This is a genomic window from Pseudoalteromonas sp. S4492, from assembly GCF_005886115.1.
Classification (GTDB): Bacteria; Pseudomonadota; Gammaproteobacteria; order Enterobacterales; family Alteromonadaceae; genus Pseudoalteromonas; species Pseudoalteromonas gelatinilytica.
The window spans coordinates 25,421-39,370 of record NZ_PNCP01000016.1; the positions used below are offsets into that span (position 1 = coordinate 25,421).

9 protein-coding genes are annotated in these 13,950 nt (G+C 42.9%); 5 read left to right on the plus strand and 4 right to left on the minus strand.

Annotation, left to right across the window (positions count from 1 at the left end; all coding sequences use genetic code 11):
* Positions 1-138 precede the first annotated feature (138 nt).
* The 3 genes from CWC28_RS04755 (at position 139) to CWC28_RS04765 (ending at position 3,372) form a co-directional block, all read left to right on the plus strand.
* Positions 139-1,047 (plus strand): GGDEF domain-containing protein, encoded by a 909-nt coding sequence (locus CWC28_RS04755; RefSeq protein ID WP_063700374.1) that lies wholly within the window; start codon positions 139-141, stop codon positions 1,045-1,047.
* Between the two features lie 59 nt (positions 1,048-1,106).
* Positions 1,107-1,691, plus strand: coding sequence for a YqaA family protein (locus CWC28_RS04760; protein WP_063700373.1), 585 nt, complete (start codon positions 1,107-1,109; stop codon positions 1,689-1,691).
* A gap of 94 nt (positions 1,692-1,785) precedes the next feature.
* Entirely contained in the window at positions 1,786-3,372 is a 1,587-nt protein-coding gene (locus CWC28_RS04765; protein ID WP_138624805.1) for an L-lactate permease, read from the plus strand.
* 58 nt (positions 3,373-3,430) lie between these two features.
* On the opposite strand, the gene CWC28_RS04770 is transcribed toward CWC28_RS04765, so the two are convergent.
* Together CWC28_RS04770 and CWC28_RS04775 are read right to left on the minus strand one after the other, a co-directional pair.
* Positions 3,431-5,371, minus strand: a complete 1,941-nt coding sequence (locus CWC28_RS04770; RefSeq protein WP_138624806.1) for a phytase — start codon at positions 5,369-5,371, stop codon at positions 3,431-3,433.
* 58 nt (positions 5,372-5,429) lie between these two features.
* On the minus strand, positions 5,430-7,730 hold the full coding sequence (locus tag CWC28_RS04775) for a TonB-dependent receptor plug domain-containing protein (RefSeq protein WP_138624807.1): 2,301 nt from the start codon (positions 7,728-7,730) through the stop codon (positions 5,430-5,432).
* Between the two features lie 284 nt (positions 7,731-8,014).
* Between CWC28_RS04775 and CWC28_RS04780 the strand changes: the two genes are divergently transcribed.
* Positions 8,015-8,932, plus strand: a complete 918-nt coding sequence (locus tag CWC28_RS04780; protein ID WP_138624808.1) for a GGDEF domain-containing protein — start codon at positions 8,015-8,017, stop codon at positions 8,930-8,932.
* On the plus strand, positions 8,916-9,914 hold the full coding sequence (locus tag CWC28_RS04785) for an AraC family transcriptional regulator (protein ID WP_138624809.1): 999 nt from the start codon (positions 8,916-8,918) through the stop codon (positions 9,912-9,914). The genes CWC28_RS04780 and CWC28_RS04785 overlap by 17 nt, the downstream gene beginning before the upstream one ends.
* A 36-nt stretch (positions 9,915-9,950) precedes the next feature.
* Here the strand turns inward: CWC28_RS04785 and CWC28_RS04790 are convergent, their stop codons facing one another.
* Positions 9,951-11,021 (minus strand): cytochrome-c peroxidase, encoded by a 1,071-nt coding sequence (locus CWC28_RS04790; RefSeq protein WP_138624810.1) that lies wholly within the window; start codon positions 11,019-11,021, stop codon positions 9,951-9,953.
* Entirely contained in the window at positions 11,014-13,665 is a 2,652-nt protein-coding gene (locus CWC28_RS04795; protein ID WP_138624811.1) for a TonB-dependent receptor plug domain-containing protein, read from the minus strand. Before CWC28_RS04795 ends, CWC28_RS04790 begins: the two co-directional genes overlap by 8 nt.
* Positions 13,666-13,950 lie beyond the last annotated feature (285 nt).

Here is a 13,950-nt window from a genome sequence, read left to right on the forward strand (position 1 = left end):
CTGACTAAAACGGCTTATTTTTAGACTTTTTACTCCAGTAAAAACGCTGGTTTTTGCCCTTTAAAGCGGCTTTATCATGCACTTTTAAATTTGCTTTGCTAATGTTTAAGTCATTGCAGTATGTTGTCGTGATTAGTTATGAATAAACAGTCTTCTCCTCCAGAAATAAAGGCTGAGTTAAACTCAGTGCCACTCATAATAAAGCAGTTCTTTATTAGTTTTTTTATTGTCTTTTTGTTGCTGATAGTGATCACCTATCTGTATTACTTTAATCGACTCGAAAATGATATCTACTTAAATGGTGTGCTAAGTGATGCCATCAATTTGCTTATTTTGATTTGTATTTTTGCCTTTGTGCAAACCTCAGTGGTTGCTAAGCGCAGTTACTTATTTTTAAGTGTGGGTATCTTCCTTTGGAGCGTTGGGCTGACTTTTGATTTTTTAGACGAGCTGGTATTTCAACCAATTTGGGTTGGTATTTATATCGAAGATATTACCCGCACCTTAGGGATGCTAGTAACGGGGTTTGGTCTTTATCTTGCCCTGACTGATTTAGCGAAAACCCGCGAGCAGCTTGAAGAAGAGCTAAAAACAGATGTATTAACAAAGGCGTACAACCGTCGTTATTTTTATCATTATGTGCAGCAAAACCAAGATAAGCCGCACAGTATAGTGATTGCAGATATTGATCACTTTAAAGCGATTAATGATGAATATGGCCATGATGTTGGCGATCAGGTATTGATAGATTTTGTATATCAATGTCATCAAGCGTTAGATGAAAGCATTCTATTTGCGCGAATTGGTGGTGAAGAGTTTGCACTGTATGTTGCCACCGACGACGCTGATAAGTTACGTGCTACCTGTGAGCAACTGCTAAGCCTTGCCAATAATGTGATGGTGACACCGAGTAAAACGCTCAGCGTGAGTGTTGGTTCGGCGATAAAACGCGCCACAGAGACATTTAGCAACACCATGAAACGTGCCGACCAAGCGCTTTATTTGGCAAAAAACCAAGGCCGTAGCCGTTATATTCATAAACCGTAAGGGACGGTTAAGGGTTTTTGTTGTAACCTATATCGCAACAAAAATCCAAGGGATGAATAATGGCAATTGCTAAAAAGATAAAGCAAAAAACACGGCAGTTTATCGACTCTAAACATATGCTTAAATCGATTACGGTGGCATCATTTTTAGAGTCAACCATCGTGCCCATCCCCCTTGAAGCTGTGCTTATACCGTTAATGCAAGCACGCCGCGAAAAGCTCTGGTTAATTGCATTAATGGCGACCATTGGCTGTATTATCGGTGCTATTTTTGGCTATGCCCTCGGCTATTATCTGTTTGATGTAGTGGGGGACTGGGTGATTAATACCTTCTCGAACCCTGAGCAATTCGAGCAAGTTAAACAAAACATGCAAGCACAAGGCTTTTGGTTTGTATTGACGCTCGGTATTGTGCCCATTCCATTTCAAATTGCCATGCTGGCCGCTGGGGCAACTAAGTATTCAATTTTTCTCTTTTTGCTGGCTACGGTCATTGCTCGCTCAATTCGGTACTTTGCCCTTGCTGCCGTTGTTTATTACGCGGGTAATCAGGCTGAGCGAATTATTCAAAAGCACAAAACCAAAGCCTTAGTGGCTATTTCTGTGTTAGTACTGCTTCTTTGGTGGCTCAGTACACTCATTTAATACACTCATTTAACAAATAAAAAATACTGATTATGGTTATCCTGTCTATACTTTGAATTAAGGAAAGCGCTTAATAAAAACAACAGGATGACCCATGAATACCCTAGTGGCTGCACTACCTATTTTGGTGCTGATCTGGATGATGGTAAAACGCAGCCCCATCGCTTCTTATATTGCCTTACCCATAACAGCGCTACTCGCAGCCTTATTGCAACTGTTTTACTTTCAAGCTGATTTAAGGCTGTTGCTTGCTAATTCGTTTGCTGGTGTGTTGTCAGTCATGACCCCCATTTCGATTATTGCTGGGGCTATTTTACTTAACCGCATGTTGGCAATATCAGGGGCCGAAACCACGATTAAACACTGGCTCGAATCTATTAGCAGTAATCAGGTTGCGCAATTGATGATCATAGGTTGGGCATTTGCATTTATGCTCGAAGGCGCATCGGGCTTTGGCACGCCAGCGGCTATTGCTGCGCCTATTTTAGTCGGGCTTGGTTTCTCGCCTTTTAAAGTGATTGTTTTCACTCTTATTTTAAACTCAATTCCCGTTTCTTTTGGGGCTGTTGGCACACCAACATGGTTTGGTTTTTCGGCGCTACAGTTAGATGACCAGCAAGTGCTGGCTATCTCAAAATGGACGGCACTGTGCCATGTTATTGCTGCTTTGGTTATTCCTATGATTGCGCTGTGTCTTGTGCTGCCACTAAAAAAGGTGCGTCAAAATAGCGTATTCATTTATCTAAGCGTGTTTTCATGTGTCTTGCCTTATTGGTTGTTTGCTCAGTGGAACTATGAGTTTCCATCACTGATTGGTGGTGCAGTGGGGCTATTAGTCACTATTTATTTGGCAAGCCGGGGAGTGGGTTTAGATAAATCAGCTGCAAATACACAAAGCTCGAAAAACAAGGCTGAGTTCACACCTAAAACGCTGTTTGTAGCGTTATTCCCGTTATTACTTTTGATTGTTGTGCTGGTCATAACCCGTATTCACCAATTGGGCATTAAAGCATTGCTTAACGACGAAACGATCTGGCTGAGTTTCCATTTGGGCTTTGCACAATTTGAATTAAGCAAAGCGCTGATCTTATCTTTACATGAGATATTTGGCACCTCAGTGGGGTGGTCGTATAAAACCTTGTTTGTACCAGCCTTGATCCCGTTTGTATTAGTGGTGCTGATCTGCGTGCCGTTACTTAAAATGAGCAAGTCACAAGTAAAGCAAATGTGCTCCGACACCTTAGGCCGTATTGCTATGCCATGTATTGCTTTGATCGGGGCGCTGGTGATGGTGAATGTTTTAATGCAAGGTGGCCATAATGCGCCCATATTTTATATGGCGAGTACCTTTGCTGATTTAAGCGGTGAGCATTGGGTGTTATTTGCCTCCTACTTGGGAGCTCTTGGGACTTTCTTTTCAGGTTCTGCAACCGTGTCTAATCTTACTTTTGGCGGTATTCAATATGGTATTGCTGAGCAAGTGGGCTTGTCAGAAACCTTAGTGCTTGCATTGCAATCAACGGGGGCGGCGATGGGGAATATGATCTGCATTAGCAATATTATTGCTGTAGCCAGTATTGTTGGAGTGAATAATCAAGAAGGGCCCGTGCTTAAGAAAACCTTTTTGCCGATGCTGATTTACGGTGCAATTGTAGGATGTTTTAGTTATCTATTTTACTGATTAAATATGTGCAGATAAAAAAGGTGCCCAGGTAAACCGAGCACCTTTACGGAGTAATTTATTGAATGGCTTTTTTTACTTCGCGCCAGTCAATAATCTTAAAGTTTTGCGGTGCTTGTGGCATACGGTTGTAACCATCTTGCACAATTAGCACCCCTTCAGGGTAGCCCGGTAGTGCAGCCGGCGTTACCGTTAGGCCATCAGTTTCTGATACGCCATCAATTGCTAACTCTAGGTTATTACTGATTGCAAACTTACCCGCAAACTCAAGGCTAGGGGTATTGCCATCAATAATTTTATAAAGCACATAGCTGTAATCACCTTGGCTAGAAACCACTAAATATCGAGCATCTTTTGCGTGGTAGATTTCCATGCCTTCTACATCATCAACGAGCATATCGTTCACGGTTTTTAGCATTAAAGGTTTATTTCCTGCTGTTGGCTCAGCGCCAATAAACCAAATACCTTCGTCTTCTTCACCTAAAAATAGCTGTGCGGTTTTATCATCGGCACTGCAACCCTCAGGTTGGCTCGGAACACTAAATTCGCGCACTAGTTGTGCTGATACGCTCTCATTATCACCAGTTAGTTTGTATTGCTGAAACAGCCCTGATTTATCATTCATAAACACATAATTGCCTGTGTTTGATGAGTACATACACATACCGTAAATTTCGTTTAAAGTCGTTGGTAACTCAGCAAGATGTTGCACTTGATTGTGAGTATCGACGCTGTAAACACTGATGCTGTTATGAGTACGATTACTAGCGGTGATCCAGGTATTGCTTGCGTTGTTGATACTTGCATGTTGGCGCACATCAACATTATTTAAACGGCCTGTTTCTAGCGCTTGTAGTTCTTTGCCTGCAAGGTCATACACCATTAAACCGCGGCGTTTATCGGTACCTAAGATAAGGCTTTTTGCTGCTTTGTGAGGGTTTACCCAAATAGCAGGGTCATCGGCAGCATCACCAAAAGCACGTACCGCATCGGTTTGCGCTTGTGCATTGATATAAGTAACAGCCGCTGTTTTAGCGCTATTTTGCTGCTTGGCTTGTGCTTTAACTTGCCCCTCGATTTGACCTTTTAGGTAATGACCTGATTCATCATCGTATAGCACAATATCAGCTTGATTATTGTTAAAGCGCACTGCGCCAGATTCAATTGCTAGTTCTCCTGCAAATTGCCAGCTACTAAAACGCTTTGTGTTATTTTCGTAGCGATGTAATTGGTTATCTTCAGAGGTGGTAAACCATAAGCTGCCATCTTCTGTTGTGCTTAAGCCACCAACTTCAGCTGCTAAGCTGCCAAATGGCGACATCATAGCAAGGGGCTTTTTATCAGCGCGCGATTCAGCGTCGGCGTTAATTTGCCAAATGCCCACTTCGCCTTCGCTTAGGTAAAGGGTTTTACTGTTATCATCAACCGCACAGCCCGATGTTTCACTTACGCCAGCAAACTCGCGTAATTCAAGGTTTAACGCGCGCTTGTTTGCCATATCAAACACCAGTGTTTCGCGAATAAGACCACGAGCGTCTGCCACAAATACCGACACAGCCTGAGTGGTCGGGTTGGCAAATAAGCACACTGCCTCAGGCTTTGCTTTTGGTGGGCTAATACGGCTAATTTCAGTTAACTGCCATTTAGCTGCTTTTTGTAAGCTAAAAATCACCGCTTGGTCGGCTTCGTTGTCGATGCTAGCAACAAGGTAACTGTTTTTGTTGATAGCCTTAACAGATAACGCTTCGAAGTTACCTTTTTGTAATGCGTGCTGTTTACCTGTGGCATCAATAAGTTGCAGACCTTGGCTTTGTGAGCTTAAGAGCCAAGCGTCATCAGCAAGGGCTGCTGCTTGTGAGCCTTGCATATTTTCAGTTGTGCCAAAGGCTGTTAATTGGTTTTTACTTGGTGCCTCGGTTGCCGTTGTTTGGCTACACGCTGCTAGGGTGCTTAGTATCACTGCACTGGCAACAAGATTAAGTGGTTTTTTAAAATTCATGGGATCCCCAAATATACAACAAGGCAGCAATTCGCTGCCTTAATAACTCTTTTGTGTATTAAAACGCGTAGCGCAGCATTAACTGAATAACAGGGCCTGCTTCTTCAGACTCTAATTCATACTCGTCAAAGTCGCGGTTGATTTGGTCATCAACCGTGTCGAACTTGTTAAAGGTTTCGTCTTTACTTGCATCTAATAGGTTTGAGCCCACTAAACGAAGCGTGACGTCTTGCCAGCGTTTTTCTACGAATACTTCAAGGTCTGCGCCGTAGTGTGTGGTCACTTCTTCACCCACGATACGGCCATACGCATCACCTTGTTTACGGTAAGTTGCACCGAACGAAGCGCCTAAATCAGGTAGGTCTTGAATAAAACCAACGTTAAACACGTAGTCAGATTGGTCGTTGAATTTACGGCTACCGAAAGTGTCATCTACTTCTGAATCAAGCCATGAGTAGTTAAAGAATACCCCTGTGTTTGGCATGCTAATGGCGCTTAGCGGCGTTGATAAATCAAGCTCGATACCTTTTACGTTGCCATCACCGGTGTTACGCGGTTGCAAAATGTAAGTACCATCACCTTCTGAGCCTTGTTGGCCTGTATTGGCTATTTCGATAAGGTCTGTGACATCGCGATAAAACACATTAATACCCACGACGCCGCTTTTACCTAAGCGATATTCATAGCCTAAGTCCATACCCCACGATGATTCTGGTTGTAGGTCTGGGTTACCTAAAAAGTCGTTATCGCCTAGCTCTTTTTCAAGTAGAGCAGGGGTGATGTAGTCAAAGTCAGGGCGACGTAAGCTACGTGCAACCGATGCACTAACACGGCCGTTTTCAGAGACGTTGTAGCGTAAATGTGCCGATGGTAAGAAGAAGTCATAATCGTTTTTAGCGCTTACACCTTCTACTTTGTCAGTAATGGTTGAGTCGGTTGTTTCGTAGCGCACACCTAACTCCCACGAGAAGTCTTGCTCTTCGTGCTTCACTAGTGCAAATACATCTAGGCGGTCTTCTTCGAGTTTATTTACGCCACCAGCGGCTGCTTCAAACTCGTTGTTAAAGCCTGCTAGTGACATTGGTGTTTGGTTAAACTGATCCCAGCTTGTAAAGCTTTGTTCGCTTTCACCTTCGGCTTGATAAACTGCAGTATCGCGCTCTTTGCCTTGTACAAAGGCACCGAATTGAATCGTTTTGTTCTCGCCTGCAAATAAGCTATGTTGCCATTGTAATGACCATTCTTTGTCATCAAGGTCTACAGTTTCTTCTTCTTCCTCAAACACCATAGGTAGCTCAGAGGTATCAATTTCTACTTCTTGCTCGTAAACAGACTCTTCAAAACTTGCAAAACCAAGCTTGAATTTACTGGTACCACCAAAAAGGGGTAACTCATAACCCGAGTTGATGTTGTAGTTGGTTTGATCAATGTAAGACACATTGGCGTTGTCGGTTTCAAGATTACCGCCTTCAACAATTGAATTATTGATTGCTGTTGGGTCGTCATATTCGAATGAACGCTCATCTTCAGTACGGTCGGTATCAACCCAAATTGCGCTGATATCAAACTTGCTGCCATTATCAAAAGCAATTTCGTAGCTGGCATTTAGTGAGGTGTCGTCACCATCGCGGGTGTCTGTTTGGTCTTCACGGTTATCGAATTCTTCGCTTTTGTAATTGGCGTTATTCTCTGGGCTGTCGCCATAGCGTAGGCTTGATTTTTGTTTTGGGTTATAACGGCCTTGTAAGTTAGCGCCAAGTAATAAACGGCCGCCAGCAAACTCAGTGCCGTAAACACCGGAAAAGCTTTCTTTTAATTCGCCATCATCATAACGCAGGCCACCCGCACGAAGGTAACCACCATCTAGGCTGTAACCGTCACGCAATACAATGTTTAGCGTACCGGCAATGGCATCGGCAGAGCGGTTTGCACTTGAAGCACGAATAATTTCTACACGCTCAATTAGCTCAGCAGGAATACGGTCAACAAAGAATGAACGGTCTGCGCCTGCACCAGGTACTTCTTCACCGTTAATAAGAACCTTTGTGTAAGCCGGGCTTAAGCCACGCATACGCGCGCCATCAGACTCTAAAACATCCGATAAAAACGTCACACTCGGTACGCGTTTTAATGCATCACCAGCAGTAAGTGGTTCAAAACGTTGAAAGTACTCTTGTGAGTATTCAAGCGTCGGTGCCAGCTCTTGTGAGCGGTTGCGATAACCAATCTCGCCATAGACGACAAGCTCTTCAGAGACTTTTACTTTTTTCTCATCGCTGTTTTGTTCGTCTTGTGCGTAAGCGGCAAATTGGCATAAGGCGAGGGCGCTTACTAACGCCTTCGTTTTAAATTGTTTCATGGGGTTGCTCCTGGTTGTCCTTGGTTTGACGAGCAAAGTACGCAGCTTAAATGACGCAAATGTGACAGAAAATCGCTAACAGCCAGTAAAAACAAGTGATTAGCGGGTTTTAAAAGTGCTTTTGAGCTGCAATAACCCCATCTTTTTAAGGTAAATACAGTGCTTAGGAGGTTTAACAAGGTATGACTGTCGTTTTGCTGTCACATCATTGAGCTAATATGACCCTGCTGCTTTAAACGCTAACGAGTTAGCATGGCAGCGTGAATTATTGTTAGGTACTGAGAATGCGATATAACCCTTTTACTCATCATCGATTTTTAACCAATGCAGTTATTGCTCTGTTTGTAATTGCGTTTTTGCTAAGTGCGCAAGCAGGAGAATTAAAGCCTCTTGCCGATATTGCTTGGTTAGATATTTTAGGTGAGGGTGGCATTGTGCTAATGACCCTGACTTGGATAGCTGCGCTGCTTATTTCGAGGCCGCCCGGCAAAGTCACCAGCTTTTTAGTGCTTGGGCTAGGGCTTTTTATGTTCTCAGCTTCCCTTGATTTATTTGATGAGTGGTTACATCAACCAACTAACACATGGCTTACTTGGATTGAATCATTGCCTGCGCCGATAGGCATGATTTTCACAAGCCTTGGGCTGTATCAATGGCATCAAGAGCAATACGTACTGAATAGGCAACTAAAACGTCGTGAAGCCCAGCATCGTGAGCATGAATTAGTGTGTTCAATAACAGGGCTTTACAAGGCTGATTACTTACAAGCAGTGCTAAAAGAGCAGTTAAGTGAGCCACAGCCGTTGCAACTGGCCGCCATTGATATTCGCGGTTTTGCTGATTTTAACGCTGAATTTGGTTTTATCGAAGGCGACCGCTTACTCCGTGAAGTGAGCGAGCTTTTATTGATGAATTGCCGCCTTAGCGATGTGGTGTGCCGCTATGCAGGAGACTGCTTTATGGTGCTAATGCCAAACACCAGCGCAGTACAAGCGAAAGAGCTGGTGGCGCAAATTACCTCGGCGCTGAGCCATTGTGCATTTAAGGTTGAAGGCGAAAAACACGCTAAGTTCCAAGATGTAACAGCGGCCTTAGTGGGCAGTATGCAAGGCGATACACCACACAGTTTAAGCTCGCGTTTACACGCTAAGTTACAACAACAAAAACAACAAAGAGTCAGCCATTGTGAAGCCGTATCTTAATCAAGATGACAAATACCTCACCGCACAGGGGCTGATCACCACGCTGGTGGAGCTGGCTTTAAGCCGCGGCATTGCACTGCATAAGTTACTCAGAGGCACTGGGGTGTTTGAGCAAGACTTAATGAGTGTGCAGCATCAGTTTAGTATTTCGCAGCAAGTACGCTTATTGACGCAGTTTAAGCAGTTGATGAAATCTGCCGACAGCGGCTTTTTATTAGGCAGTCAGCTGGCGAACGATACCTCTGTTGCTGCTCAAGGCGTGCTACATGCAGCGCACATCGGCCAAGCTTTAAAGCAGTTACACAATTTGCGCATGCAACTAGCTCCTTTGTTATTTAGTTATAGTTATGTACATAACGAGCAGTATTACATTGTGCTGCAAAATGCAGTGGGCTTGGATGATGAAATAAGCCAATATGTTATGGAAATTTACAGCGCCGCGTTTTACCAAGTTCTTAAAAAAGTGGCGGGTGAGCGAGTCCCTTGTCAATTTGAGTTTGCCTGTAAACGCGCCAGACATAGCCAAGAATACGAGCAGCATTTGGGCCTTAAAGTCGCTTTTGAAAAGCCCATAACCCGTTGGGTATTGAATAAACACGCGCTTAGGCTTACTAACCCCGCGTTTAGTAGTTTTAGGTTCTCACAAATTAACTCGCAGCTAGCGGCATTAGATTCTGCAAATAGCACTTTTGTGGAAGTCGTAAGCCGATTAATTTATCAAAATCCAGCGTTAAATTTAGACCAAGTCGCCAGCCAATTTGCCATGAGCCCTGCAACCTTCAAGCGCAAACTAAAAGCTCATGGCGTACGTTTTTCTACCTTGTATGATGAGCAAAGTAAGCGCAAAGCGATTTACCTACTTGCCATGCGCGAGCAATGCAATGAGCAAGTCGCCATGCGCTTATCATTTTATGATATTGCTAATTTCAGACGAGCATTTAAACGCTGGACAGGGCTTACGCCAAGTCAATTAAAGGGGTAAGAAAGCCCGCTCTTATTGCTAAGAGCGAGCGTGCAATTAAAGGGTTTCTAAAAATGCGATAAGCGCATTTTTTTCATCTTTACTGAGTGCTAACTTATGCAGTAACTCAGTTGTTTGTGGGTAGTTTGGATCATCTTTAAATTTTTTGCTCGGTTTTGGCCTTGCTCCACCTGCATTATAAAAGTTGACTATCCCCAGCAAACTTTGAAAGCCACCATGGTGCATCCAAGGCGTACTTTGTTGTAATGCTAAAAGAGAAGGGGTTCTAAACTTGCCTATATCAGCGGGGTCTTGGGTGGCTTCAAAACGCCCTAAATCTTGAAGTTTTCGACCATAAAAATGCAGCCCCGTAACATGAAATTCATTGTCACTGAGTAAAGCACCTTCATGGCAAGTCATACATCTCGCTTTGGTTCTAAATAGATGTAACCCTTCAAGTTGTTGATCGTCTAAAAGTGCAACCGCTTCACTAGGGTTCGTTTGTGCTTTATCGATAAAGCGCGTGAAAAGTGATTCAGGAATATCAAACGTGCGTTCAAAGGCAACAAGCGCAAGAGCCAATAGCTCTTTATTAAGCGCTTCTTTGCCAAAGGCATTAAATATTGGACTTTTATAGTCCTCAGCACTGTTTACTTTGTTAAGCACAAGCTCAACCGAACTGCCCATTTCTATCGGGTTTTCAATTGGCATTAATGCTTGCTGAGCTGCAGTTTTTGCTCGGCCATCCCAAAAAAATGTTTGCCAATGGTCAACACCAATAATGGCTTGGGTATTACGTGTGCCGACTTGACCATCAATGCCAACTGCTAGTTTACGCCTATCTGTAAACGCTAAACGAGACTCATGACAGCTTGCGCAGCTTACCGTGTTATCTCGTGACAAACGGGTATCGTTAAATAGCTTTTCACCTAATGCGATGATCTCATCACTTTGCTTAAACGGCTTGGCTTTTAAAGGTTTAAGCGGTGCAGCTGGCACATCTTTACTACTAATAATCGTTGGCCACTCATGCTGTGGCTTTGCGTATAATTCGCGTAATGACTGCTCTTGAGTAAAAGCGCTCGTTGTAAAAATGCTGCACGTTAAGAGAAGTAACCACTTATTCATAGTTATAAGACACCCCTAACCAAAACATTCTTCCAGGTTCAATCCCTGAGTTTCCTTCTGTAATAGCATGGCTACGGGCGTTGAATAAGTTGCTGACATCAAGACGGAACTCAACAGATTGAGATTGACTTATTTGATAATTCCAACGACTACTTAAGGCAAACATAATGCGAGAATCAAAGGTATGTGCTTCGTATTTTGGTACAAATATTTCAACTGCTTCACACGTAGTACACTCACTACCAATACCAATTTGTTGATCGCTGCTAGACTTAATTGCAGTTGTGTAACTGCCGCTGTAGGTTGCTGTTAAACCAGTTGAAAACGTATCAGTCCAGTTGGTATTCCAACCAAAGTTAGCAGTTGCTGGGCGACCAAAATTCGCTTTAAGGGTATCTAATTCAGATAAGCTCATGAGCTCACCTTCATAGTAAACCAGTGTCTCGATAGGGGTGTTGTCAGGAGTCGCGGTGTAGTCGCTATTGCTTTCACTATTTTGGCTATAAGATGCGTTGGCCCAAATTGAATGGTCGCCAAATTTTGCATCCCAAGACAGCGAGTATCGCTCGCTTTCGCCAGTACCATTATTATAAATAGTAATATATTGATAACCGTCGTTTTTTAGGTTGGTTTCTTCATTTCTGGATAGCTGGTCTTTTTTGTCACGATGTACATATTTCACTGCAAAGTTACCGAAACTCTCGGTAGCATGGCGAAGACCTAATGCAACTTCATCATCGTAAGGGCTTTTCACATCGTCATAAATATAACGAAAGTTACCTGTGTAAGAAGAAGGAAGCCAAGCTTGTAAGTAGCCACTTTGAATAGGGCGGTACTCACGGTAAGCAAACTTTTGTTGCTCTTTAATTTTATAACCAAGTAGGCCTGCATCGTAATAACGGTTTAAACCCGCAGTCATTAGTGTATTGCCATCGTTAAATACGTCATAACCCATTGAAAATCGTGGCGCGATATTGTGATTTTTGAAAAATTCATCGTAGTCGTATCTAACGCCTAAATGAAAATCAAACTGCTTCCAAGTGATCACATCGGTTGCATACAGTGCCGCTTTATTTAAGCTTACATCGATATTTTCACGTGGCGTGACAAGACGGGAGTTAAAATACTGGGCTGTTGTTGCTACGTTATTAGAGTAGGCAAGTAAGTGCTCTGGGTTATTAAAATCGATACTGCCACCTAATTGTTCGGCAAGGGTATCTAAATCAACATAAAAACTTTGCTCAACACAATCAAGGGTATAGCCACTACAGTTTAGTTGTGCGTTGGTTGATGAGTATTGAATTGGTGAGTCATACTTATAATAGTTTTGTTGGCGAGTTCGCTCATAATTTTGATGGTTGAGTTCAGCACCCACGCGAATTGCATGTTCGGTATTGCCCCACTTTTTACGCTCAAGTGTTAGGGTGTTTCGCCAATTAAAGGTGGTTTGCGTGTTATCAAGGTTGCCATAGCCGCCGTACTCTGAAACAGGAATTGAGTCGACGCTTTGATCGGCTAATTGACCCCATTCTTTGCCTTTAGCTTGAAGCCAAGTATAAAAATGCGCAGGCCCTGTACGGTTGTTATCACTTTGACTCATATTAAATTTGCTGCTGAAGTGACCAAAGCGTGTTTCTTCAGCTAAATTCGCAGTAAAGCCAAAACTTCCCCCTTCAACTTGATAGTCACTATTGAGCACGTCTTTCAAGTACGAGTCTGAAGTATAAGGGGCATACATAACGCTTAAATCGAGTGAATCAACCCAGCCATCGCGATAGCTGTATTTCAGTAAGGCGTTGATGTTTTCTCTACTTTCGACCTTTTGCGCCGAGAGCGAAATATCCGAAATATCACTTTTTAAATAGCTAACGCTCATTAGTAACGCATGCTGTTCATTTAACTTTTTTTGGATTGAAAAATCGATATTCGTTTTTTCATAGATTGGCGGCTCAAGGTCGTCTTTGCCCTCTGCGGTGTCATCAGGCTCATCGTTATCGATTATATGGTACTCCCCCCAATCACTGCGGTTACCACGAATACCAAAGCTCACACGAGTGTCTGTAGAAAAAGGTGAAATCGTTTCGGCATCGACCACGCCACCAGAAAAGTCACCAAAGTCTGCAGGAATGTTATGATCGTAAACAGTAATCGACTCAACAATTTGACTGTTAATGTTCATGCTCTGCACACCGCCTGATACCTCATTTTCAGAGGCCCCAATACGGCTCGCGCTGGCAGGATCAAGACGATTGTTATAATTCATGCCATCAATCATAAAGCCTGTTTGCCAAGGCTTTGCACCCGAGATACTAATTTCAGGGGCGCTAATTTCAGCAAGGTTATCAATCGAGTAGTAGTCTTCACTTAATTGCACGCCCGGCAGTAAGGCAATTAACTCATTAATATCACCATTACCTTTGGGGGTTGCTTCGATAAAGTTTCTATCTAAATAGGCACGACCTATCACCTCAGGTACTTCAATCCCGATGTATTGCCCTTTAACAGTAATGCGCTCTATCTCTTTGCATTGCTTATTGTTCTTATCGTTACATTGAGGATCTGTTGTTTGTTGCTTTACTTCATTAGCGTGTAAAGGGGCATTAAGTAAAAGCATCAAACACGCTGATAAGTAGCGCATTTGCATGGTAAAACTCCTGAAATAGTACCAATTAGATTAAAGAGAAGGCCGCATAAGAGCTGGCAATAGTTAATTACCTTTATTAAATTAATTGCTTTATTTGTTGCGTATTTTGCATAAAGATAAGAGTGGGTGATTGTATCAATTAAAAATGAGAATAGAAATAGATCTCAATTGTATTGCGGGGTTTTTTATTTTCCAAGGAATATTAAATTCCTTTTGTTGAGTATTTGTTGAATTTGTTGGGGTTTTAACATGGCGGGCGAGGCAGAGCTGCCTCGCCGTATTATA

Excerpts from the sequence above, each read along its gene's own strand:
- CWC28_RS04780 (WP_138624808.1), top strand. The coding sequence starts at position 8,015 with ATGCGATATAACCCTTTTACTCATCATCGATTTTTAACCAATGCAGTT.
- CWC28_RS04790 (WP_138624810.1), bottom strand. The coding sequence starts at position 11,021 with ATGAATAAGTGGTTACTTCTCTTAACGTGCAGCATTTTTACAACGAGC.
- CWC28_RS04770 (WP_138624806.1), bottom strand. The coding sequence starts at position 5,371 with ATGAATTTTAAAAAACCACTTAATCTTGTTGCCAGTGCAGTGATACTA.
- CWC28_RS04755 (WP_063700374.1), top strand. The coding sequence starts at position 139 with ATGAATAAACAGTCTTCTCCTCCAGAAATAAAGGCTGAGTTAAACTCA.
- CWC28_RS04775 (WP_138624807.1), bottom strand. The coding sequence starts at position 7,730 with ATGAAACAATTTAAAACGAAGGCGTTAGTAAGCGCCCTCGCCTTATGC.
- CWC28_RS04765 (WP_138624805.1), top strand. The coding sequence starts at position 1,786 with ATGAATACCCTAGTGGCTGCACTACCTATTTTGGTGCTGATCTGGATG.
- CWC28_RS04760 (WP_063700373.1), top strand. The coding sequence starts at position 1,107 with ATGGCAATTGCTAAAAAGATAAAGCAAAAAACACGGCAGTTTATCGAC.
- CWC28_RS04795 (WP_138624811.1), bottom strand. The coding sequence starts at position 13,665 with ATGCAAATGCGCTACTTATCAGCGTGTTTGATGCTTTTACTTAATGCC.